Origin of the sequence: Primorskyibacter flagellatus, from assembly GCF_048268605.1 — a bacterium.
GTDB lineage: Bacteria > Pseudomonadota > Alphaproteobacteria > Rhodobacterales > Rhodobacteraceae > Primorskyibacter > Primorskyibacter flagellatus.
Window position 1 is genome coordinate 38,102 of the sequence record NZ_JBLWVF010000019.1, and the last position, 24,357, is coordinate 62,458.

The 24,357-nt window shown below is 62.1% G+C and carries 12 protein-coding genes; 6 read left to right on the forward strand and 6 right to left on the reverse strand.

The window, feature by feature from the left end; genetic code table 11:
* The first annotated feature begins 125 nt into the window (after positions 1–125).
* Complete coding sequence (locus ACN0WV_RS16315) at positions 126–1,238, forward strand: glycosyltransferase (protein WP_157960654.1); 1,113 nt, start codon at positions 126–128, stop codon at positions 1,236–1,238.
* A 106-nt stretch (positions 1,239–1,344) separates the two neighbouring features.
* Here ACN0WV_RS16315 and ACN0WV_RS16320 read toward each other — a convergent pair whose 3' ends face one another.
* The 4 genes from ACN0WV_RS16320 to ACN0WV_RS16335 are packed head-to-tail and all read right to left on the reverse strand — an operon-like array spanning position 1,345 to position 14,149.
* Positions 1,345–1,986 carry a 4'-phosphopantetheinyl transferase family protein gene (locus ACN0WV_RS16320; RefSeq protein ID WP_116599839.1) on the reverse strand — a complete coding sequence of 214 codons (642 nt, stop codon included), beginning with the start codon at positions 1,984–1,986 and terminating at the stop codon, positions 1,345–1,347.
* The gene (locus tag ACN0WV_RS16325; RefSeq protein ID WP_116599840.1) at positions 1,983–6,680 is read right to left on the reverse strand and encodes a MupA/Atu3671 family FMN-dependent luciferase-like monooxygenase; all 4,698 of its coding nucleotides are present in this window, start codon (positions 6,678–6,680) and stop codon (positions 1,983–1,985) included. Before ACN0WV_RS16325 ends, ACN0WV_RS16320 begins: the two co-directional genes overlap by 4 nt.
* A gap of 24 nt (positions 6,681–6,704) precedes the next feature.
* Positions 6,705–7,730, reverse strand: coding sequence for a glycosyltransferase family 2 protein (locus ACN0WV_RS16330; protein ID WP_116599841.1), 1,026 nt, complete (start codon positions 7,728–7,730; stop codon positions 6,705–6,707).
* Complete coding sequence (locus tag ACN0WV_RS16335) at positions 7,727–14,149, reverse strand: type I polyketide synthase (protein ID WP_116599842.1); 6,423 nt, start codon at positions 14,147–14,149, stop codon at positions 7,727–7,729. The genes ACN0WV_RS16330 and ACN0WV_RS16335 overlap by 4 nt, the downstream gene beginning before the upstream one ends.
* Before the next feature lie 457 nt (positions 14,150–14,606).
* On the opposite strand from ACN0WV_RS16335, the gene xrtD reads away from it, so the two are divergent.
* Positions 14,607–16,157 (forward strand): VPLPA-CTERM-specific exosortase XrtD, encoded by a 1,551-nt coding sequence (gene xrtD / locus ACN0WV_RS16340; RefSeq protein ID WP_332871582.1) that lies wholly within the window; start codon positions 14,607–14,609, stop codon positions 16,155–16,157.
* 250 nt (positions 16,158–16,407) lie between these two features.
* On the forward strand, positions 16,408–18,366 hold the full coding sequence (locus ACN0WV_RS16345) for a hypothetical protein (RefSeq protein ID WP_417607161.1): 1,959 nt from the start codon (positions 16,408–16,410) through the stop codon (positions 18,364–18,366).
* 378 nt (positions 18,367–18,744) lie between these two features.
* Here the strand turns inward: ACN0WV_RS16345 and ACN0WV_RS16350 are convergent, their stop codons facing one another.
* Complete coding sequence (locus ACN0WV_RS16350) at positions 18,745–19,248, reverse strand: SGNH hydrolase domain-containing protein (RefSeq protein ID WP_332871583.1); 504 nt, start codon at positions 19,246–19,248, stop codon at positions 18,745–18,747.
* Positions 19,249–19,298: 50 nt separating this feature from the next.
* Positions 19,299–20,729, reverse strand: coding sequence for an O-antigen ligase family protein (locus tag ACN0WV_RS16355; RefSeq protein WP_116599846.1), 1,431 nt, complete (start codon positions 20,727–20,729; stop codon positions 19,299–19,301).
* A gap of 255 nt (positions 20,730–20,984) precedes the next feature.
* Here ACN0WV_RS16355 and ACN0WV_RS16360 point away from each other — a divergent pair, with 255 nt between their 5' ends.
* From ACN0WV_RS16360 to ACN0WV_RS16370, 3 genes are all read left to right on the forward strand, one after another.
* Complete coding sequence (locus ACN0WV_RS16360) at positions 20,985–21,908, forward strand: glycosyltransferase family A protein (RefSeq protein ID WP_116599847.1); 924 nt, start codon at positions 20,985–20,987, stop codon at positions 21,906–21,908.
* 64 nt (positions 21,909–21,972) lie between these two features.
* Entirely contained in the window at positions 21,973–22,620 is a 648-nt protein-coding gene (locus tag ACN0WV_RS16365; RefSeq protein WP_116599848.1) for a rhomboid family intramembrane serine protease, read from the forward strand.
* A gap of 107 nt (positions 22,621–22,727) precedes the next feature.
* Positions 22,728–24,029 carry a glycosyltransferase family 4 protein gene (locus ACN0WV_RS16370; protein ID WP_232825033.1) on the forward strand — a complete coding sequence of 434 codons (1,302 nt, stop codon included), beginning with the start codon at positions 22,728–22,730 and terminating at the stop codon, positions 24,027–24,029.
* Positions 24,030–24,357 lie beyond the last annotated feature (328 nt).

The following is a 24,357-nucleotide window of genomic DNA, read 5'->3' on the forward strand; positions in this document are numbered from 1 at the left end:
AATCCGGTGGATTTTATGGTAGCGGACAGGGTAATGATTTCAATAGTATATGGGCCAATATGGCCAAAAATATCTTGATTTTGCAAGGATTTGAGGCAGCGGTGGACCTATCCTGGATCGATAGCTTGGCTGGGCGATACGCAACCCGGCGTAACCTCTCCGGGCCCGCCGCGCGCGCCCTGGGCCGTCCGTTCTCGCGGCGTGCGCCGCTGCGCATGGCGATCTATTACGAGCCGAACGCGATCAGTTTTACCCAGATCTTTCCGTTTCTCTACCATTCCCGGCAATTGCGCGACCGCTACGGCGTGGAACTGCGCTGTTACCCCTCGACGGATCTGGTCGCAGGGAAAGCCCCTCGGGCGGACGGGGCCGATATTGTCTTGCTTCAGGTCTGGTTCACGGCCACGCCGGAAACGCTGGAACGCGTGTTCGGTCTTCTTGCCAAGGCGCATCCCGGGGCTCGCATTGCCTTTGTCGATTCATTTGCTCACAGCGATATCCGGATGGCAGCCCAGCTGGAGCCCGAGATCGGTTTCTATCTCAAGAAGAGCCTCTTTCGCGACCGTGAAAACTTTTTCCGCCCCTTCAGGGGCGATACCAACCTGACCGAGTTTTATGGTGATCTCTATGGAATTTCCGCCGAGCCGGTGGATTGGAACGTGCCGCGCGCGATCCTGCCCAAACTGCGCCTCAGCCCCAATTTCTTCACGGCGCCGCGGTTCCTGCGAACCTTTGCCGCCCAGGAGATGCCTTCGCTGGAAGATCGGCCTCTGGATATCCAGACCCGCTTCGGCAAACGTGGTTCGCCGTGGTATCAGGCAATGCGCGAGGATGCCTTGGCCCGGGTAAGAGCAATTGAGGGGCTGTCGCTGTCGCCGACAGAGCGGGTGTCCTATCCCCAATACATGCAGGAGATGCGGCAGTCGAAGCTCTGTTTCAGCCCGCATGGCTACGGTGAATTATGCTGGCGCGATGTTGAGGGCGTGCTGTCGGGTGCAGTGCTGATCAAGCCCGACATGAGCCATCTTGAAAGCCTGCCCGACATTTACCAGCCGGGCGTGACCTATCTGCCGGTGAAATGGGATTTCTCGGATCTCGAGGAAGTGGTGCGCCGGGCGCTGGCCGATCCGGACCTGCGGGCCGAGATTGCGGGCAATGCCTACCGGATGATCGCGGATTATGTGCGCCAGGCCCGGTTTGTCGAGGATATGGGATTTCTGTTCCAAGAGGCCCAATAACGCGCGGCACACCCTGATGTTATCGGTTTTATACGGGTGCCGTTCCCGGCAAACCTTGCCGTGGAAGCCCTGTTGAAGTCATGCGTTCGATAAAGGTCAGCCGGTTTCAAGCCAGCCGTACGCAGCTCAGGATCACCCCTTCAGCGACCCGGTGAAGGCCGGTGACATGTCGATCAGGCAGGTCGGCTGAAAATGCCTCTGATCCTGCGTGAATAACAACGTCGTGGAACCGCAGCATCCGCCCGGTCAGCGGGTATTGGGCTTTGTAGACGGCCTCCTTGGCGGAGAAGATTGCCTTGGCGTGGCGTCCGCGGGTTGGTTCGGGCTGGCGCATCAGCCAGTCCACTTCTTGCGGCGTCAGAATGTCGGGCCAGAGATCGGCGTCCAGCGGTGTGTCGTCCTCGATGTCGATGCCAAGGGCTGTTGCCGTGTCGTGGTGGGCGACAACCGCGACGGCCGCCCCGGCGCAATGGGAGATTGATCCGCACAGGCCTTCTGGCCAGACGGGCGCGCGATCATGGCCCATGGGGATGGCCACAGGCGGCAGGCTCAGTTCCGCCATGGCGGCGCGTGCGGCGGCGCGGCCGGCGGCGAATTCCCTGTGGCGTTTTTCGACCATTTTCCGGGTTGCCGCAGTTTCTTCCGCAAATAGCGGGTCGGATATGCCACGGGGGTCGGCGACCCCCACGCCGATACCGGGGCCCGCGCAGGCGCGCAAGGCAGCGGCCAGCGCGGGCAGGTCGGTCATTCGGGCTGCCGGGACCGGCGGGCGCGCATTTCCCGGCGCCGCGCCATGGCATCGGCGCGGGCATTGCCGGTTGCAGGGGCAGAGCCCGCTGTCGCACTGGGCGGGGTTTGCGCCACGGGACTGGCCGATTTGGCAGGTGCCGCGCCACCGCCAAGCTTGCCGTGCACCGCCTCGGCAAGGTCACCCAGAACGGGAAACCGGAAAATATCGGTGATCGACAGTTTGGTGACACCCAGACGGGTGCGGATTTCCCGGTGCGTCTGCACCGCCAGAAGCGAGTGCCCGCCCATATCGAAGAAATTGTCCCGCGCCGAGATATCGCCCACGCCAAGCGTTGCCGCCCAGATGGCCGCGATTTCGGCGGTGACCTCTTCCAGATTGCGGGTTTCGCCTGCTGGCGGCGCAGCACCGTTTCCGGCGGGGGCAGGTTGCGGCGCGGGCCGGGGCGCGGCGGTGCGAACCGGGGCCGGGGGCACGGGCAGTGCCTTGCGGTCCACCTTCTTGTTGGGGGTCAGCGGGAAGGCGTCGAGCGCCACGAAACGCGCCGGGATCATATGCGCGGGCAGATGCTCGGCCAGCGCGGATTTGAGCTTGGCTTCCTCCACCGGATTATCGGTCAGCAGATAGGCCACCAGTTGCTGCATGCCGGGTTGATCCTCGCGCGCGACCACCACCGACTGGCGCACCCCGTCCAGCGTGTCGATGACGCTTTCGATCTCGCCCAGTTCAATCCGGTAACCGCGCAGCTTGACCTGGAAATCCGTCCGGCCAAGGAAATCGAGCGTGCCGTCCATGCGCCAGCGCATCAGATCGCCCGTGCGGTAAAGCCGCGCGCCGTCCCGGTCCGAGAAGGGATCGGGGATGAAACGGTCCGCCGTCAGGTCGGGCCGTTCCCAATAGCCGCGTGTCACCCCGTCGCCGCCGATGAACAGCTCGCCCGCAGCGCCGATGGGCAGGGGTTGCAGCTTGTCATCCAGCACATAGACCTGCGTATTGGCGATGGGGGTGCCGATGCCCACCACGCCAGCGCCGGGCGCGGCCGTCTGGGTGGAGGACCAGATCGTGGTCTCTGTGGGCCCGTACATGTTTTCGATATGGGCGCGGGTCAACCCGCCCAACTCGCCCACCAACGCGCCGGGCAGCGCCTCTCCGCCCACTATCAGATGTTTGACATGGGCCAGCGCGTCACTGGCTTCATCGTTCATCACCAGCATCCGTGCCATCGACGGTGTGCATTGCATATGGGTCACGCCATGCCGGACGATCTGGGCGGCGATGGAATAGTCATCCTCGGCCGGACCTGCGCCTTCATTGGCGATGCGCAGCACCTCTGCCAGCGGTTCCAGCCCGGCAAGGATCGTGTCCACATCGATGCCGTAATCGATCAGGCAGGCAATCTCGGTCACGCCGAAGCTCTTGACCTGCGCAACCCGCGCCAGCGCGTCCTCGACCGTGCCAAACAGCCCGCTATCGTTGAAATAACGCTCAAAAGCGAAATCGAGGATACCTTCCAGTTCCTCTTCGGTCAGCGAACCCAGATCCAGCTGGAAAGCATTGTCCACGCCTTTGGGTTTCTTGAAGGCGGGGAAGGCCCAGGCATATTGCTTGATAAGCCCCGCAGCCGAGCGCAGGTAATCCTTCATCGGCTCGCGCGCGATTTCGCGGGCCTCGTCGCGGGTGTCTGCCAGGAAGCTGTGCAACATCAGCGTCACCTTGAAGCGGGCCGGATCATGCCCGGCTTCGCGCAGCGCCTCGTGGTAAAGCTTGATCTTCTCGCCGACCTCTTCGACGGATTGGCCCAACAGGTGGGTCAGCACATTGCAGCCGTTGCGCCCGGCTTCTTTCCAGGTCTCGGGGTTGCCCGCCGTGGTCACCCACAGATCCGGGGTTTTCGAGATCGGCCGCGGCTGGGTGATGACCGCATGCATCTGCCCGTCCTTGCGGGCAAATTCCACCGGCTCGCCCGCCCATAGCTTGCGCAGATCGGCGATCTGGCGGAACATCGCGGGCTTGTTCTCGGGCGGGGTGTTTTCGGGGCGCAGTACGAAATCATCCGGCTGCCATCCGCTGGCAATGGCCAGACCCGCGCGCCCGTTGGTCAGGTTGTCGATCACCGCCCATTCCTCGGCGATGCGCGCGGTATGGTGCAGCGGCGCCACGCAGGACCCGGCCCGCACGCCGATATTCTTTGTCAGCCCGGCCACTGCCGCGCCGGTGACCGAGGGGTTGGGATAGGGGCCGCCAAAGGCGTGGAAATGCCGCTCGGGTGTCCAGACTGCGCAGAAGCCGTTTTCATCGGCGAATTTCGCGCCTTCCAGAAGCGAGCGATACTTGTCCCGGCCCACGCCATCGTCATTGCCCCAGTAATAGAGACTGAATTCCATACCGCCGAGCCCTGCACCCGAGGGCGCATCGCCGGACACCAATGCGCGGCTTTCATCGCCCGAAAGCACCAGCTTGAAGCCGCGCGCCAGCGTCCAGAAAATCTCCAACACCGAAATGTCGAAGGACAGCGAGGTGACAGCGAGCCAGACCCCGCCGGGCTTGTGATCAATCCGGTCATCCATCCCGGCAAAGAAATTGGCCACGTTGCGATGTTCGACCATCACCCCCTTGGGCCGCCCGGTCGAGCCGGATGTGTAGATCATATAGGCCAGATCCGCGCCCGTAACGCCGCTGTCGGGGGCGGTTTCCGGCTGGGCGCTCAGGTCGGTGGCGATGTCGAGGATTTGCGCGGCGCTTTGCGGCAGGGTGGCGGCCAGTTCGGCATTGGTCACGATCACCGCGGCGTGGCTGTCCTCGATATACAGGGCCGTTCGGTCGGCGGGGTAGGCGGGATCCATCGGCAGGTAGGCCCCGCCGGCCTTCAGGATGGCAAAGGCGGCAACAACCAGCTCTGCCGAGCGCGGCAGGTGCAGCCCGACGATGCTGCCGGGTTTCACCCCCATCGCGATCAGTTGGTGGCCCATGCGGTTGGCTGCCGCGTCAAGCGCGGCATAGGTCAGGCTTTTGCCCTCGAAGGCCAGCGCTTCGGCCTGCGGGCTGCGTGCCGCCTGTGCTTCAAAGGCCTGATGTACGCAGAGATCGGCCTCATAGGGCTTGTCGGTGGCGTTCCAGTCCATGACGACCTGCTGGCGTTCGGCATCGGGCAGGATCGGCAGGGTTGCCGGATCGTCGCTGTCCTCCAGATGCGCCAGAAGATGTGTCAGCCGCGCGGCATAAAGATCAAGCGCCGCGTCGCTGATCCGGGACTTGTCGGCAAAAAGCATCGCCGCTCCGGACCCTATCGCGAAGGTCAGCGCGGTTTGGGCCACGAGGCCTGCTTCGGGATCTTCGGACAGGCCCAGAACTGGCAGGGCGGGGGGCTCGGCACCGGGCAGGCGGGCGATCAGGTCGGCGGCAAAGGGTCCGCGGGCGCGGGCCTCGGCCATGGCGGTGTCCAGCGCAGAGGCCATTTTGGCAAAGCTGTCGCCCTGATCGACGCGCAGCGGCAGCCAGTCGGCAATATAGGCTGCGCCGGGGCCTTGCGGGGCTGGTGCATGCAGCGCCAGATCGACGCGAAACGCCCCGGATAGCCGCGCGCCCAGAAGGGCAAAGGCGGCACGAGCCTTGTCCTGCGGCAACCCTTCGGGCAGAGCCACGGGGCGCGCGATAGGCTGGTGCGGACCGTCAGCGGGCTGCAAGAGGGGCAGGTCGAGCGGGTGTATACCCTCAAGCGTGGCGCGCCATGCGGGATCGGTGGCCGCAAGTGGTGCCAGGGCTTCTGTCAGGGCCGTTTTGGTCTGGGCCGCAAGCGCGGGCAGGATCGCCCCAACGCGAGTGATGTCCTGCGGCGCGGCAGGCGCGCCGTTGCAATCGGTGATCCGGGTCAGGACCAGATCGCCCGCGCCGGTGGCGACGGACAGCATATCGGCATCGGCGGCCAGCACCGCGCCGGGGGCAGCGCCGGATGTGCTGGTGGCCACATGCGCCTCATGTGCCAGCCAGACCCGCCCTCCGGCCTCGAACTTGGAGATGCAGAGCGGATTCCAGTAATCGCCATGATCCAGCGCCCGCACCATCCGCGCCAGATCGGCGGCGGGCCGGGTGAAATCAAGCCGCGCGCCCGCCTCGGGCCGGTCATCGCGGGCGAAATAGCTGCGCCGGGACAGATCCTGAGCCTGCCTTGCAGGATCCGGTTTTGCCAGTTCCGCCACCACGTTGGGGAAGCTGTCGATGGCTGCGGCATAGCATTTGGTGTTGAGCGTCAGCGCCGTATCCGCGTCAGAGACGGGGAAGCGCGCGGTTGCGATCAGGTCGCCCTCGTCCAAGCCGCCCTCGATCATGTGCCAGCTGATGCCGTGTTCGGCCTCGCCTGCCAGCGCCGCCCAGACCGGCGCATTCAGCCCCGCATAGGCAGGCAGCGGCCCGTCATGGAAATTCACCGCGCCGCGTTTGGGCATTGCCAGCACCGCCTGCGGGATGATGTCGAGATTGGCGATCGACAACAGCCAGTCGAAGTCTTGCCCCGCCAGCCGGTCAGCCAGACCCGGCCCGGTCGCCACCACATTCAGACCATGCCCTTCGGCCCAGGCGTGCACATCGGCGTTGCGGGTGATGACGGCGCGGATCGGGTGATCCCCTTCCAGAAGCAGTTCACCGCATTGAATGACAAGGCTTTCGTTGCCGATAATGACAGAGCTAAATTGGGACATGAAAAACAGGCTGCCTTTTGAGAGTCAGGACTGGGAAATGGTATCGCGGCTTTCCTGCACTTGGGACGCGGCGGGCCGCCGCATGAGGGCCCGCATGTCGTGAACGACCATCGTGGTCAGGAAGCCGGGCGTCACTTTGCGTTCGCGACGGGTGACAAGGCAGCGCAGATAATGCAGCCCGCCGCCCAGAAGATGCATGGCGGTGGCACTGGCGGCATAGGCGCGGCCGTAATTCTTGGAAAAATAATGCCAGCGGCTGTCATACCAGTAGGAAGGCATGCGTTTCCACTCTTTCATCCCGGTGGAAACCGATCCGATATGGGTCACCTTGCTGGCGGGAAGGTAATCGGTCCTGTATCCGGCGCGTGCCGCGCGCAGGCAGAGGTCGGTTTCCTCGAAATAGAGAAAAAAGGTTTCGTCGAAGAGACCGATTTCATCCAGCACGCTTTGACGCATCATCATGCTCGCGCCGGCCAACCAGTCCACAGTTTGCGTCTGGGTCGGCGTCTTCACCGGCACCCGGTAGTTTTTCAGAAACCGGCTGACCGGGCCAAAGCGGATCGACCCCTCGAATTCGCTGGCGATCGAGGGAAAGCGAAAGCTCGTCAGATGGGTGTCGCCCTCGGGGCCGTGGATGTAGCTGCCGGCAAAGCCTGCCTTTGGCGTGGCCTCCAGGTGGTTTAGCAGAACGCGGATCGCGTCCGGGGCAGGGAAGGCATCGGAGTTCAGCACATAGACGTAATCAGGGGAGGATCCGTCCGGCAGCCCTGCGCGAATGCCGACGTTATTGCCGGCCCCGAAACCGCCATTGAGACCCGCCTGGATCACCCGGACCCGGGCACCAGCATCCCAGCCCTCGCTGGCGACATGCGCCGAGATCGCCTCGAACGAGCCGTCCTGGCTGTCATTGTCGACGATGATGATCCCGCCGGCGATGCCCTCCATCGCGATGCGCGCTGCGGCGACGGATTTCAGGGTCATTTCGGCGGTCTTGTAGTTCAGCACGATGGTCAGAACCGTCGGCGCTGAAGGGGCGGCAGGCGTCGTCATTCGGCGGCTTCCTTGTAATGCGGCGCTGCCCCCGGTCGGGCGGTTGCCTCGGCCCGTTCCAGAACGCGTTTGATCCGGTTTGCCAGAACCCGCACATTCGGTTCCAGCACCATGGAATCGTGATCGCCCGGCACTTCGAAAATCTCGATGCCAGGGACGTAGCGCGTCCAGTCATTATCGGGGAACATGTAATGCTTGTGCTTGTCCACAAGCCGTCCCGGTGCCACTTCCCAGCGGGCCAGAAGCGGCGGGCGGAAAAGCGTGAGCGGCGCGTCCGAAGACGTGACCTCGTAGCTGCCCACGCTTTGCAGGAAGGCAGCCTCGATCGCGGCGTCGTGGAATTGCGGACCCGTGTTGTCTTCCTCATCCGCCTCGCCGCGGCGCTTTTTCAGCTCCCACGCGATGCGGTTCTTCGCCCAGGTGGTGATATAGCCCAGCCCTTCCTCGCGGAAATTGAGCCAGTTGATCATGATCCGGTCCCGACGCGTCAGAGGTGGGCGCACCGGCAGCGGGGTATCCAGCAGCACGATGGCGGCCACCTCCTCGCCCGCGTCCCGAAGCTGGCGCGCAATCTCGTAGGCGGTGATCCCGCCGCCAGAGAATCCGCCGACCATATAGGGGCCCTTGGGCTGGACCTGCCGCATCTCGGCGATATAGTCGCGTGCGGCCTCGGGAATGTTCCGGTGCGGGTCTTCATCGCCGTAAAGCCCGCGCGCCTGTAGCCCGTAGAAAGGCCGGTCCGTGCCCAGAAGATGGGCCAGATGCCGCAGGTTGAGAACATTTCCGAACATGCCCGCCACCAGGAAGAAGGGCGTACGCGGCCCCCCTTCGCCGGAATGCATCGGCACCAGATGGGTGAACCGGCGTTCGGGCGTTGCGGTCTCCGCGGCAGAAGTAGCACCCTCCTGCCCGGACTCCGCGACGACACCGCGTTCGGCGATCAGGGCTGCGACCTTGCGGATCGTGGGGGCCTCGAACAGGACCGAAATCGGGAATTCCACGTTCCATATCTTGCGGATCTGCGCAAACAGCCGCACCGCGATCAGGGAATGCCCGCCCAGATCGAAAAAACTGTCCTCTGCCCCGATCTGATCGACACCCAGAAGCTCGCGCCAGAAACCGGCAAGCGTGGTCTCGATCGCGCCTTCGGGTTCGACATAATCGCTGTCGAGATCGGGGCGTTCGAAGGTCTGGCCACCGCCGCCGACCTCTTCGGTTTCGCCCGCCTGCGCGATAAGATCCGGCAGGTTCAGGGAACTGACAATGACCTGCGGCGTGTCAAGCGCCAATGCGCGCAGGAACAGATCGCCCCCTTCCTCGGCGCGTATGCCCTGCGAAAGATTGTGGCGCAGCCGTTCCTCGGCAGGTGAAAGCGGGCGCGGTGCCTCTGACGTGGTGGCGGCCCCCGCCTGCATATCCTCGGGCGCGGCGGCAAAGCCTGCGCTGCTTTCCATGCGGCGGATCGAGAAGCCGGTGATCTCGACGCAGATCTCGCCTTCGGGGGTGGCAAGGGTGACGTCGAAACTGGCGATCTCGCCATCGGCGCGGTTCTCGCCCGCGTTGCGCACCCAGCTCAGGACCCGAGGGGGCAGATCGCGATAGACCCGCACCGACCGATAGGACACCGGCACCCACAGATGGGACGGGGTGTAGCCCTCGATCAACTCCATCGCCCAGCCGGTGGCCAGATCCATCAGCCCGGGATGCAGCCGGTAGCCTGCTTCCGGGTCCCCCTCTGCCGCCTCCGGCAGGGCCAGTTCCGCAAGCCCTTCGCCTGACCCCAGCGCTGTCGATTGCAGCACCCGCCAGCGCGGGCCGAATTTCAGATGCGCCTCTTGTGCGCCGCGGATCCAGCCCCCCGGTGCCGCCTGTTTGGGGGTGCCGCAGCGCGCGGCGATGGCTCCGGGATCGATCGGCGCGGGGGCCGCCATGGGCAGAAGCGACAGGCTGGCCTGCGCGTTCATCTCGCGCGCGCCTTCCGGGCCGCTTTCGATCACCATGTCATAGCCGGTGCGGCTGCGCGGCAGGCGCAGATGCACCTCGCGCGTTTCGACCTCGCTTACCGCCAGAGGGCGCAGGAAATAGAGATCGCGGATTTCGAAACCGGCGGTTTCCCCCTGCGCGGCGAGCGCCTCTGCGGCCAGTTCCAGATAGCCCGTCCCCGGCAGAAGCGCATCCCCCGCCCCGGTGCGGTGGTCCCCCAGCACCCAGCGATCGGCCACGCGATACTGCGCCGTGAACAGCCGGTTGCCATCCGCGTCGAAGGTCTTGTCATCCAGAAGGGGCACTTCGGCGGGCAGAACAGGTGCGGCGTCGCGCGCGCCGGTGCGCATGGCCATGGCATCGGCGGCCATGCCCGTATCGGCCCAGATGCCCCAGCCCGTGGCCAGAACCTTTGTCTTGCCGCCCGCGCGGGATTTCGCATAGGCGTTGAGATATTCGTTGGCCGCCACATAATCCACCTGTCCCGCAGGTGCGGTGGCGGTGGAACTGGAGGAAAACAGCACCAGCCAGTCGAGCGTACCGTCGGGGAAGACCTCTTCGAGCACCTTGGTGCCATGCAGCTTGGGGGCGAACACATCCTCGATCTCGGTCATGCTCTTGGTCTGGATCAACCCGTCCTCGATCACGCCAGCGGCATGGATGACACCGTTTACCGGGCCAAGGCGGGTTTCGACCTCGGTGCGCAGCTCGCGCATATCCTCGACATTGCTGACATCGCCTGCAAGGCACAGAACCTCGCCGCCCGCGGCCTCAAGCGCGCGCACGGCAGAAATCCGGCGTTCCAGCGGGTCGCCCGGCGCGGTATTCTCCAGCACCTTGTCCCACTCGGCGCGGTCAGGCAGACCCCCGCGCGCGACCAGCACGATCCGCGCGCCCACCTCGTCGATCAGGCGGCGCGCCAGCGTCAGTCCGATGCCGCCGAACCCGCCGGTGATCAGGTAGATCCCGGCATCCTTCAGCATCGGTTGCGCGGCCTCGGGGGCGGGCAGGGGCTGCGCCCGGTAGCTCATCTCAAATCGTTTCGGACCACGCAGCGCCGCGGTAAGGGCCGCAGGCGGTGCCAGGATCTCTTCCAGCACCGGCGTGACAAAGCCGGACAGATCCACCTTTGCCCGCGCCCCACGCCCCTTGGTCTGCGGCAGGTCAAGGTCCAGCGTGGAAACGGTGACATTGGGGAATTCGCGCCCGATGACACGGGCCGGGCCGATCAGGGTCGCCTTTTCGGGATAGGGCAGCGCCTCGTCCGTCACCTGCGCCGCGCCCGAGCTTAGCACCGTCAGGTGCATCGGATGGCTCAGCCCTTCGTCGCCCATGGCCTGCATCAGGAAGAGCAGACTGAAGAACCCCTGTTCCAGATTGCGGTGAAAGAAGCTTGATCCGGGGCGGAAGCTTTCACGCGAGGTGGCCAGCCAGCCATGCAGGATGCGGGTGGGAAGGATCTCGCGTGCGACCAGATCGGCGATCAACGCATCATAGCTGTCGCGGCCGCGTTCGGGCGACAGGATATAGCCGGTCTCGCCGTCGCGGGCGAAGGTGTCGCCCGAGCGCACGGTCAGCACCGTGTGGCCCGCACCCCGAAGTCGCGTGGCAACCTGATCGGTCAGCCCCGCTTCGTCGGCGAAGACCAGCCAGGTTTCCGGTGTGATTGCGGAAAGATCGCCCGTCACATCGATATCACAGGCGGCATAGCTGGGACGCCACGCCGGACGCCAGCCCCAGTGATCGGGATCCTCGTCGCGCATCAGCCACTGGCTGGTGGTGTCGGTCTGCGTCTTGGTCGCCGGTTCGATGAAATAGGCGCTTTTCTGGAATGCATAGGTTGGCAGCGGCACCCGCAGACGCCGGGCCTCACCCCAGTATTGCGACCAGTCGAAATCGCCGCCAAGCGCCCAGACCCGGCCCAGCATGGCCAGAAAATAGGCATCGTCGGCGGTAGTGTCATCGGGATGGCGCAGCGATCCGATGACCTGGTTGGCGTCCACATCCGGGTGCTGGCCCGCCAGCGAGGCCATTGCCTTGCCCGGCCCCACCTCGATGAAAATGCGGTTCTTGTCGGCCAGCGTGCCGATGCAATCGGCGAAATGCACGGTGCCGCGTAGATGGCTGACCCAATATTCGGGATCGACCGCCTGTTCGGGCGTGATCATCTGACCTGTGCGGTTGGAGGTGAAGGGGATTTGCGGCGCGCTCAGTTGGATGGACCGCAGGTAATCGCCGAATTCCTTCAGGATCGGCTCCAGCATCCGCGAATGTGCGGCAATGTCGATCTGGATGCGCTGGCAATCGATGTCGCGCGTGTTCAGCTCTGCCTCCAGCGCGTCGAGCGCCGCCTGCGGCCCGGTGGCCACCGACAGGCCCGGCGCATTGACAGCCCCCAGATCCAGATCCTCGCCCAGAAGCGGGGTCAGTTCCTCTGCCGAAAGTGCCACGGACAGCATGCCCCCGGCAGGCACCGTGTCGAAAAGGCGCCCGCGCAGATGCACCAGCCCGATGCAATCCTCGAAGGACATCACCCCCGCCACGCAGGCGGCGGTATTCTCGCCCATGGAATGCCCGACCAGCGCTGTGGGTTGCACCCCCCAGCTTATCCAGAGCTGCGCCAGCGCGTATTCGCAGATCATGATCAGCGGGAGTTGTACCGAAGGTTTCTGAAGCCGCACATTGGCCGCGCTTTCCGTGCCCTTCTCCGGCAGCCAGAGGGTGCGGATATCGTAGTCAAGCCGGGGCGCGAGAATTTCCAGCCCCCGGTCCATCCATTCGGCGAAGACCGGCTCTGTCTCATAAAGATCGCGCGCCATGCCGGCATATTGCGCGCCGCCGCCGGGGAACATGAACACCGTATCGGGCCGGTCAAGCGCCACATGGGAAAACACCCGGCGCGGATCGTTCTCTTCCAGCAGGGCCGCGGCCTCTGTATGGGTTTCCGCCACGGCGACGCGTCTGCGTTCAAACGCATGGCGGCCTTCCTTCAGCGTCCAGGCCATATCAGCCAGGTCCTGATCGGGATGCGCGCGCAAATGGGCCGCAAGATTGGCGGCATTGCCTTCCAGCGCAGCCTTTGACCGGGCCGACACGGTCAAAAGCTGGAACGGCCAGTCAGAGGGTTCGGATGCCGCGCGTTCAGGCGCTTCCTCCAGCACGGCATGGGCATTGGTGCCGCCCACGCCCAGAGAGTTGATGCCGGCACGGCGTGGGCCCTTGTGGCTTGTCCAGTCCGACAGTGTGTCATTCACCCGAAAGGGGGAGTGTTCGAAATCGATGGCGGGGTTGGGGGCCTCATAGCCCAGCGAAGGCGGGATCTGCCGGTGATGCAGCGCCAGCGAGGTCTTGATGAGGCTCGCCACGCCCGCCGCGGTATCCAGATGCCCGATATTGGTCTTGACCGAACCCAGCTTGCAAAAGCCGGTCTCCTCGGTGGTCTCGGAAAAGGCCTGGGTCAGGGCGGCAACCTCGATCGGGTCGCCCAGATAGGTGCCGGTGCCGTGGCATTCCACGTAATCGATCGTGTCGGCGCTGACATCCGCCATTTGCAGCGCCTCGGCGATGGCGCCTGCCTGGCCGTCGACGGATGGTGCAAGATATCCCGCCTTGGCCGCCCCGTCATTGTTGATGGCCGTGCCCTTGATGACTGCCCAGATATGATCGCCGTCGCGGATCGCATCCTCCAGCCTGCGCAGCACCACCGCCCCCGCGCCGGAACCGAAAACCGTGCCTTGCGCGCGGTGGTCAAAGGCGTGGCAATGCCCGTCGGGCGACAGCACCTCGCCCTCCTTGTAGATATAGCCACGGTTCTGGGGCAGCTCGATCGTCACCCCGCCGGCGATGGCGGTGTCACACTCGCCGGTCATCAGCGCCTGACAAGCATAATGGGTTGCCACCAAGGAGGTCGAACAGGCGGTCTGCACGTTCACGCTGGGCCCGGTCATGTCGAAGATATGGCTGACCCGGGTGGCAAGGAAATCCTTGTCATTGCCGGTATGGCGCAGCAGGAACATGCCCACATCATCGACAAGATCGCGGTTCGAGCAGATGTTGAAATAGAAATAGCTGCCCATGCCGCAGCCGGCATAGACCCCGATCGGGCCTGCGGCTTTCTTCGGCGGATGGCCGGCGTTTTCCAGCGCCTCCCAGGCAACCTCCAGAAACTGGCGGTGCTGCGGATCCATGATGGCGGCTTCTTTGGGCGACATGCCGAAGAACTCGGCATCGAATGTCTCGAACCTGTCGAGCGGTGCGGCCGCAGGCACGTAATCGGGCCGCTCCAGAAGATGCGGCTGCTCGCCTGCGGCAAGCAACTCTTCACGACTGTAGTGACGGATGGATTCAATGCCGTCGCGAAGATTGGTCCAGTAAGCTTCAGGCCCATCCGCGCCCGGCAGATGCGCGGCCAATCCTATGATCGCAATATCATTCATGAACTACGGCTCGCTTGTAACAATACCAAACTAGGGCATCAATATCGTAAATTATACACTTATGAGCCCTCATGATGAATGTCCCCGGACGGCACCCCGGATCTCGATTGCTCGGTTCTGTACTATCATGCTGCACCAATTGTGCCACTGGCTAACGTCAAAGCGAGGTAACTTCGCGCTGGACATGTACATAAAACGATCACGGCACTGCGGGCAGGTCAGTTAGGCCCGATCATGTGCGAGTATCGGGGGCGTGCCCATCGAAATCAATCAGCGGCCTCCATGTTTCGTCGATGTGGTATACTCACTGAAGATTGCACTGACGCCGAAGATGCAAGCTTGATCTGTGCCAGACGTCTTTGTAGGGATCGGAGATTGGAATTTTTGAAGATTATGGGTTTCAGGTATGTCATTTTCAGATAGTGCAGCAGATTCCAAAATCAGGCTCGGAAGTCTCGTGAATTGGGGCATGTTCTGGCTGATCGTGGCCACGCTTGCCGCCCTGGTCTTTTTTGACGATGGGGTCAGGGCGCTTCTCGAGGCCTGGAAACTGCCCGAATACAGCCATGGCCCGCTTATTCCCGTCCTGTCCGCGTTGCTGTTTTTGCGCCAATTGAAGACAGTTCCGGAAAATCACGGCGATGCGGACCGGCGCTGGATCGGTGTTGTCCTCGTCGTGATCGCACTGCTGTTCGGGCTTCTGGGCAAGCTCGCCACGATTTCCGACATAGTGGCCTATGCGATGATCCTGTGGGTGGGCGGTGTGCTGCTGATCAGCTTTGGCTGGTCCACGGGCAAGCATTTCTGGCCGCCGGTCCTGCATCTGGTCTACATGCTGCCGCTGCCGGGGGTTCTTTACTACAAGCTGACCACCTGGCTGCAATTCGTGTCCTCGGAGTTGGGGGTCTGGTTTCTCAAACTTCTGGCGATTCCGGTCTTCCTCGACGGCAATATCATCGATCTGGGCGTCACCAAGTTGCATGTGGCCGAAGCCTGTTCTGGACTGCGCTACCTGTTTCCGATCCTCAGTTTCTCCTACGTCTTTGCGGTGCTCTACCGGGGCCCCACCTGGCACAAGGCGATCCTGCTGATCTCTGCCGCGCCGATCACGGTGCTGATGAATTCCGTCCGGATCGCGGTGGCCGGGTATATCGTGAACACCTGGGGCCTGGAATGGGTGGACGGGTTCAGCCATTTCTTCGAAGGCTGGGTGATCTTCCTGATCTGCATCCTACTTCTGTTCGGGCTGGCGCGGATCATGCTGCTGTTCAACCGCAAAAAAATGACGCTTGTCGATGCGCTTGATCTCGACACCCACGGATTGGGCACGCAGGCCATGCGGCTGCGTCTGGTGCAACCCTCTGCCGCGCTGATTTCGGCGGCGCTGATTTTCCTGGTCGCGGCCGGTGCCTGGCAGGTGCTGCCGTCGCGCGGAGAACAGCTTGCCGCGCGTGACAGTTTCGCCGTGTTTCCCCGTCAACTGGGAGACTGGCACCAGCAGGGCCCGCGGCAGTTCCTGTCTCCGGGGGTCGAGCAGGCCTTGGCGGCGGATGATTACCTGCAGATCGACCTGGTGCGTGACGATGCGACCCCGCCAATCGGGCTGTTCATGGCCTGGTACAACGACCAGAGCCAAAATGGCGTGCATTCCCCCGAGATCTGCTTGCCGGGGGCAGGCTGGGAAATCGCCTGGCTGGAACGGACAGACATCACCGCACAAATGAACAGCGCGATGCCGTTCAACATCAACCGGGCGATCATCCAGAAGGGTGAGCTGCGCATGATGGTCTATTACTGGTTCGAACAGAAAGGCCGACGCATCGCCTGGGACTTCGCCGCGAAATACTGGCTGATGGTGGACGGCATCCGCACGGGCCGAACCGACGGCGCGTTGGTGCGTCTGACGACCGTCATTTCGTCGGGCGAACCCGATGCCGCGGCAGAGGAGCGTCTGCAGGATGCCCTAGAGGACCTTCAAGGCGTCTTGCCTCGGTTTGTCCCGCTCTGACCTAGGGGTTAGCCCCCAACTGGGCCGTTTCTCGCCGACACCTGACCCATTTTTGTTGGAACGTAATTGACAGCGGGAGGCTCGACCAGCGACGAATATCGTTAGAAACGTTTCGGAGGTGAACACTCGCAACGATTATGGTGGAGGCCGACCCGTTGCAATGGCCGCTCTCTTCAGCAGCATAAGGTAAATCATGACGCCCATCACTTCCAAAAGCTTCGGAAACGGATCGACCGTCGCGACTGACGACATGATCATCAAGGCCTGGGGGCTGATGTCCGATGGCGGCACGATTTGGGACGAAGACCCGACACCAGAGGTGAGTGTCACGATCAACATGACCCGCAGCGATCACCGTGTCGCGCCAGAGGCCGTTTTCTTCGATACGGACCTTTCCGGTTTCGACACGAATACCGCATCAGGGATTGAGGATTACGATCCCAGCTATCACGACAAGGTATATCTCTGGGACTATGGCGAGAGCTACCGCTACACCGCCCCCACGCAGGTGATTGCGATGGATGCCGCAGATGGCGGCAACCGCACCGACAGCCGCTACAGCCGCGGTCCCCTTGGGGCGCATGTCTTCAGGACACCGGGACAACACACGGTTCGTCTGGTCGTGATCGAACCATCATCTGGCAAGGTCGGTTTCGGAACAATCCAAATTTCCGTCGGAGATCCCGATGCGTTCCACGCAGGGCGCAGCACGCTTTTCGTGGATACGACTGGCGGCTTCAGAAATGCTCCGGACGGAGCGCAGAGGTTCAAAAGCCTCACATCTGCCTTTGCGGCCCTCAATGCGGCAGTGACACCGCACCGGATCGTCATGGAGCGAGGACAGACACATACGATCAGCGAGCCGTTGGTCTTCCGCCCTCCTGCCAACGCAGCCGGCGTCAGTCTTCGCATCGAGGCACTTGCGGGCACCGACGCGCGGCCCGCCATCAAGGCCAGCGACAATTTTTCTGGTGACCAGCTTATCCTGGACCGGACCTATTTCGACGGAAGCGGATTCGATGCCGGTTCCACCTTCAAGGGGCTCGAACTTCGTGGCACCTGGGATGTGACAACCGAGACCGGGGATTGGGGAATAAACGGCATAACCTTCGGGGATTTCAAGGCAAATCATTGCTTGATGGATGATTGCGTGATTATGAATGTAAATACGGGCGTTCGCACCCTCAACCTAAGGGCGGCTATACGAAACAACAGAATAATCTGTGTCAACGACACGATTGTTTCGGATTGGTCGAATTACGGGTGGTTGGACGGTGAGCATTCCCACACATGCATCTTGGGGTCACGGTTTGCGCAAAATCCCGATGCCATTTCTGGGGGAGATCAAGGTGGCGGGCACAATAATCACGGTCCTTACCGTGTCGGTGCGCCAAATACCACGATACTTCTGGCTAGTGACTTTTTTTCCGCAACCGGATGGAGTTTGATCCGTTCAATCCGGGCAGTTCAACCCGCCATTCGCTGGAATACATCGCCTGCCAAGGGGCTAAGTTCTCAGCTGAACATGCAAAACTGCGCAGCTGAAAGTGCCGACGCACCTATTGTGATCTCCGCAGCATCTGCGAATGAGAGCAGTCGCGTGGTCAACGCAATCATTGAAGGCACGCTCGTAATCGGGGGCTTCAATGCCAGAAGATTGATCGGTGTGACACACGGTGGCTTAACCATTCGCAACAACGTGCTTGTGTTTTCAAACACTGAATATGACGCGACGCCAATTGGGGGGCAGTCACGACGCCCAGACGCTTTTGTGAGAACGCCAACAAACGGTGTCGGTGGCGGCACCGATACTGTAAATCTGACTGCCCCGATGAACATCTACAACAACACGCTCATCAACCTGTCGGATGCTGGCACTGCGGATGTGTATCAAGACGTCAAGATGGGTTTTGAGACGTGGAACGTCGTCAATAACCTCATTCACGAGCCAAATGCCGGGACGCCCAACACGCCATATACGCCTTTGACTTCAAGCGTGGCGTTCACTCCACGATACAAAGGCTACCGGCCAGATGCTTCCACACTTTACACTGCATATGCAAATCCAACAGACAGCGCCTCGATCTGGGCACCTGAAATCGGTTCACCAGCGCTCGGCGCAGCTCTGAAGGATCCCAACGCTTGCACTGACTTTCGGGGGAACCTGCGGCCGGAACCGCCTTCAATCGGGGCAGTGGAGGCCGACTGACTCATATTGTTTGAACAATAGATCGAATAGGGCCCGAACAGGCCACCCCATCCGCGCTGCCACTGTAAGCGGCGAGAGACCTGGACCACACGACACATTTTTGAGGTTATGGCCACGCGCACAGCCCCCGAATAGCGCAGCGGGTGGCCATAACCGGGTCTCAGGTCTCAACAGTGGCCTTCTTCCCAGCTTCCTGTTCCTTGATCATCGCAATGATCTGTTCATCCGTGAACCGTGCTTTCATTTGTCCGTTCTTTTGTTGGGGGAACGCTACACAAATCTGGAGGAGTTCTAGGGGCCGAGGTCACCGGCTGCACAGAGTGTTCGTGTAATAGACGTTATGTTATTTATGAGAGGCCGCTACCCGCGGGCACTCCGTCAGGATCCAGCCTCCAGGGTCAACACCACCCGGCGTGCGGCGGTCATGCTGATATGGGAACCGTTAAAGTACAGCACCTCATCATCACTGACGATCGGACAGATCTCCGGCCCACACAGGATCGGGGTCAGGACAATCCGGGTCACGGTGTCGTCGGCCAACAGGGCGTCAAGAATATCCTTGTTAGCCGCCTGACATCTCGGGCGGCTTTGCAGGTATACACCGGGTGTTGGCGGGCAAGCCGAGCCCGTGATCTGCCGTACGGCACGCCCAGATAGGGCTGCGCGCTCGCTCCAGGCATAGGTCAGTTCGACTCCATGGCTGTCTCCCCAGATAACCGTATCGGGTGCTACGCCCGCAGCGCCCAGAACACAGGTTGCGTCATAGCGCATGTCCTGCGCGGCAGCGCAGCGGGGAAGGCGTGAAAAATGACGATGGCCCCAACAGCCACGGCCCGCAGCCCCTAATGTCCTGACGATATCGGCTACCCTGGTGCGCCATATGGCCCCCGCCTCACTCTATAGCATCTCACCTATAACACCTCTATCGCTTCTCACGGACCTGCCCGTATTGACTTGCGTCGGGCCCGCCGTCCCGAAGCGGGCGTCCGGTTGCTGGCAAAGCGCGTATAATGCGAGACCGGAGCATCCGGCGCGACCACGTCGGCTTCGGCCTTGTTGGCCTCAGTCCGTGTCAACATGAATCCAGCCAGCGCCCCGAACATCACCCAGCCTGCTGGCGTCAGGCATGTCGTCGGGATCATGTAGATCAGGTTCCCGGTGGTGATGGCCATCAGAGCAAAGGTTTCGGGAGGTATTTCTTTCCGGCGCCAGACGCCGATCACAAACATGGCGGGCAAGGTCAGGACAGAAAACAGGCCCAGATAGCCGTACCACCCGTTTTCGGTGATCGCCTGGATCCACACGCCCTCCTGGATGGTGATCATTTCCCCGCGTTCGTTATAAACATGGTTGCGGCCCCATTGGCCCCATCCGGTCACCGGCTTTTCCAGCGCACGAGCCAGAGATATATCTTCGTTGCGCAGACGATAGTTCAACGATCTTGACCGCTCCTCGGACACTGCCGCTGCGGCTGCGGATATCTGTTCGACCGGGACAAGACCTGTGCCTCGGAAAATGGGAAACAGAAAGACCATGAATCCGATACACATGGCAAACAGGATCTGTATCCATCGCCCCGTCCCTAAATAGACCACCACCACAAGCACGCAGATTGCCGTGGCACCCAGATTGTTGCTCATGAACAAGATGAGTGTCAGCCATATCGCTGCAATCAGCCATTTGACTCCCTGCCCCGCCTTCCACAAGCCTAGCGCTGCAATGACGCAGACACAGACGAAGAAGCCTACGAAGAGTCCATGATACAGAAACATCATCGGACGGTAACCATCGCGAATATGCTGCAGGAAAGAATGTTGATGGAAACCGTAGATCCAGCGGTGCAATTGCGGGCTCAACCGCATTTCGACCAGCATCAGCACGGAATAGATCAGGCCCATGATCACAAAGGCCACGAGAATCTTCCGATGTGTCTCCGGGCTCGCCAGATAGCGCCGCGCAAAATAGTAGGGTACGAATGCCAGTAAAGCGCTCAACGTCTGGCTCACACCGTCCTTTATCTGCAAGCCCGGAAGCGAGGTGGGACCAAACTGCAAGGGTTCTTGATTGTTCAGAACAGTCAGAAATGGCGCACTGAACATCATGATGATCCCCACGCGTAGCAGCAATCGCAGTAGCGGGGCCTCGGTTTCTGCGGGCGCGGACTTCAGAGACGACCGGTTGATTGCAAAAATGATCAGCACACCGATCGAGATGGCCACTGTCTTATCCAGATCAGGCAAGGCAGGAAGTTTGATCGCGAAGGCTTCGGGCAGGAACAGGTAAGGCACAAGGACGCCCCAGATCAACGCCTGCTGAAATGGCAGCTTCCGTCCGACAAAGAACGCGCACAGGGGCCAAATCAAAAGAGCAAACGTCGGCACAGACCAAACCTATAATTTTCAGACCCCACCCCCAATACCAGACAATTTCGGGAGACGTATACCCTTCTTCACGACGCCCCCTGATGGGTTGGATCTGCCACTGCATTAACCACTCGGCCACAAAAGCGACGGTCGCGCGGGCATCGCGGCGTTGACGCAGCCACCGCCCTTGCGACGTACCGATGATTTAAGGCACAACACACGGGAATGTCCCGGCAATAGCAAAGCAGTCAGATCATGCCCGACCCCCGAAGCTACGTCTTGATCTCTCCCTGCCGGAACGAGGCAGACTACATGCGCCGTACGCTTGACAGCGTCGTGGCCCAGACCGCCCGGCCGACGCGCTGGATCATCGTGGATGACGGCTCTACCGATGCGACGCCGCAGATCCTTGCGGAATATGCTGCGCAGCATGACTGGATCACCGTGGTTCCCAAGCCCGACCGCGGCCACCGCGCCGTAGGTCCCGGCGTGATCGAGGCGTTCTACGCGGGCTATGACACGATCACACCTGCGGATTATACCTATCTGTGCAAGCTCGATCTCGATCTCGATCTGCCACATGGCTATTTCGAGGGGCTGATGGAACGCATGGAGGCTGATCCGCGCATCGCCTCTTGCTCTGGCAAGGCCTATTTCGAGGATGAAGACGGGCAGATGGTGTCGGAAAACATCTCAGACGACATGTCCCTGGGGATGACCAAGTTCTACCGCGTTACCGCTTTCGAGGCATTGGGCGGCTTCGTGCGCGAAGTGATGTGGGACGGGATCGACTGTCACAAGGCGCGGATGCTGGGCTGGAAGGCCGTCAGCTGGGACGTGCCGGAACTGCGCTTCAACCACCTGCGCCCCATGGGATCAAGCCAGACCGGCATATATACCGGGCGGCGGCGGCACGGGTTCGGACAGTATTACATGGGAACGGGACCGCTGTTCCTGCTGGCCTCGGCGGTCAACAAGATGCGCCAGAAACCCTATGTGCTGGGCGGGCTGGCCATCGTTCAGGGCTACCTTGGCGCCCTGCTGCGCAGAGAGGAACGTCACGGCGATGCCGAGCTACGCGCCTTTATCCGGGCCTATCAACGCCGGGCGCTGATGGTGGGCAAAGCGCGCGCCGTGGCCGAGGTCGAAGAGGCCCGCGCGCCGCTCTGGACCGCCTGATCCGTCCGGGCGGGCCCGTTTGTTTCGGCTTGCCAAGCCACCGGAAACAAGGTCTTTCTTTTGCATGTTATGGCCAGAACGCCTTTACCAGAGCCGGATACGGAACCTGTGGTTCCCTGTTACGATCATCGTACTGTGCTGCGGCGTTGAGGCCACCCTGCAAATCGCAGACTGGCTCGATCTTGGCCCCCGCCTGCGCGCGACGGCTTATGAGAACGGCGGGTTCTGGGCAGGCCTTCTCAGGAATTGGCAGGCCAATTACGCCGCGCAGCCCTATACGATGTTTCTCACCCACGGGTTCCTGCATGGCGGCCTGATACATCTGGCGGTCAACATGGTTACGCTGTGGTCTTTGGGCCGCGAGGTCATTGCACGGGTCGGAAACTGGGGCTGCGCGCTTCTCTATTTCGGCGCGATGATCGGAGGCGGCGCGGGGTTTGCGGCACTGGCCACCGGGCCGGCCCCCATGGTCGGTGCCTCGGGCGCGCTGTTCGGGCTGGCCGGCGGGTTGCTCGCCTGGGCCTATGTGGATCGCTACACGTTGCAGGAAACGCTCTGGCCGGTGCTGCGCGCCGCGGCAATGCTGGCGACGCTGAACCTGGTGCTGTGGTGGGCCATGGACGGACAACTGGCCTGGCAGACCCATCTCGGCGGCTTCGTGATCGGCTGGGTGCTGGCTTTGCTGATTGATCCGCGTCCGCGGACGGACTGAACCGGCAGGACGATCCTCAAGATCGGTCGAGGTCTGCGATATTTGGTCCTTCTGCCATTGTGCCAATCATGCTATCCGCGCTGCGGCGCTGCAGAAAGGAAAGACCCGTGACACAGGACCAGACCGATCATGCTTTGGCGTCTCGGCCACGCGTTCTCGTGATTGCCGAGGCGGCAAACCCCGAATGGGTCAGCGTTCCGCTGGTGGGTTGGTCCCTCAGCCACGCGCTGCGTGAGGTTGCCGATGTGCATCTGGTTACGCAGATCCGCAACCGCGAGGCCATCCTCAGGGCCGGCTATGTCGAGGGAACGGATTTCACCGCGATCGACTCCGAAGCGATCTCGCGCCCCATGTACCGGATCGCGCAGGTTCTGCGGATGGGCAAGGGCAAGGGCTGGACGATGGTCACGGCCATCAATGCCCTCAGCTATCCCTATTTCGAACGCCTGGTCTGGAAGCGTTTCGGCCCGGATATTCGCGCCGGGCGCTACGACATCGTCCACCGGGTCACGCCCCTTTCGCCGACCACCGTTTCGTCCATCGCTGCGAAATGTGCCGCCGCCGGCGTGCCCTTCATGGTGGGGCCCCTCAATGGCGGTGTGCCCTGGCCCAAGGGCTTTGATGCGGAACGCCGCCAGGAACGGGAATGGTTGTCCTATGTCCGGAACACCTACAAGCTGCTGCCGGGGCGGCGGCGGATGCTGAAGGCCACGACGGCCTTCCTTGCGGGTTCGCGTCATACCGCGAGCGAGATCCCTGACAGCTATCAAGACAGGGTGTTTTACCTTCCCGAGAATGCCATCGACACCAAACGGTTCACCCGTACTGCCGAACAGAACACCGATGGCCCGCTGCGTGCGGTCTTTATCGGGCGGCTTGTGCCCTACAAGGGTCTCGACATGGGGATCGAGGCAGCCCGTGCGCATCTGGCCAGCGGGGCCATGCGGCTCGACGTGATCGGGGATGGCCCGATGCGCCAGAAACTCGAAGCCCAGGTCCGCAAAGCAGGGCTTGAGGCGGCGGTGACCTTCCATGGGCAGATCTCGCACGAGAGCGTCCAGGACATCGCGGTGCAGTCCAATATCCTGCTCTTCCCGTCGATCCGGGAATTCGGCGGCGGCGTCGTGCTTGAAGCGATGTCACTGGGCGTGGTTCCGGTGATTGTCGACTATGCGGGCCCGTCCGAACTTGTCACCCCCGAAACCGGCTTTGCCGTGCCGATCGGCTCACGGGCAGAGATCATCGCCGCGTTGCGAAAGACGCTGGATCAAGTGCTGGGGGATCGCAGCCTTTTGCCCGCCATGGCAGAACGCGCGCGCAAGCGGATTTTCGACGAATTCACCTGGCCTGCAAAAGCCCGCAAGGTCGCCCATGTCTACGCCCGGGTTCTGGCAAACAGAAAGATCTGACCCGACGCCGTGGGCACATCAAGAGCGCATCACAATAGTATGGGGTGATGCCGTGTCATGGTGCCGATCACGGCAAGACCCCGCGCCGGATCAGTCCCCTGTCTGTGCCTGCAACCATTCAAAGCCTGTGACGATATCGTCTGCAAGTTCGGCGTCGCCGACGCCCTGACCTGTCATCCCCGTTCCTGGCGCAAAACCCTGGGTCCATCGGCATAAAGGTACGCGAGGTCCCACAGGAATGTTCGTGTTTTCAGTCCCTTTGGATTTGCGGGGCGATGGGTCAGTTTGGCGCGTTTCGTGAGGTGTCCGCTTTGATCGCGTCGTAAAG

Coding starts and splice junctions, on each gene's coding strand:
- ACN0WV_RS16320 (WP_116599839.1), bottom strand. CDS start 1,986: ATGACCGACCTGCCCGCGCTGGCCGCTGCCTTGCGCGCCTGCGCGGGC.
- ACN0WV_RS16330 (WP_116599841.1), bottom strand. CDS start 7,730: ATGACGACGCCTGCCGCCCCTTCAGCGCCGACGGTTCTGACCATCGTG.
- ACN0WV_RS16335 (WP_116599842.1), bottom strand. CDS start 14,149: ATGAATGATATTGCGATCATAGGATTGGCCGCGCATCTGCCGGGCGCG.
- ACN0WV_RS16360 (WP_116599847.1), top strand. CDS start 20,985: ATGCCCGACCCCCGAAGCTACGTCTTGATCTCTCCCTGCCGGAACGAG.
- ACN0WV_RS16365 (WP_116599848.1), top strand. CDS start 21,973: ATGTTATGGCCAGAACGCCTTTACCAGAGCCGGATACGGAACCTGTGG.
- ACN0WV_RS16325 (WP_116599840.1), bottom strand. CDS start 6,680: ATGTCCCAATTTAGCTCTGTCATTATCGGCAACGAAAGCCTTGTCATT.
- ACN0WV_RS16345 (WP_417607161.1), top strand. CDS start 16,408: ATGATCATCAAGGCCTGGGGGCTGATGTCCGATGGCGGCACGATTTGG.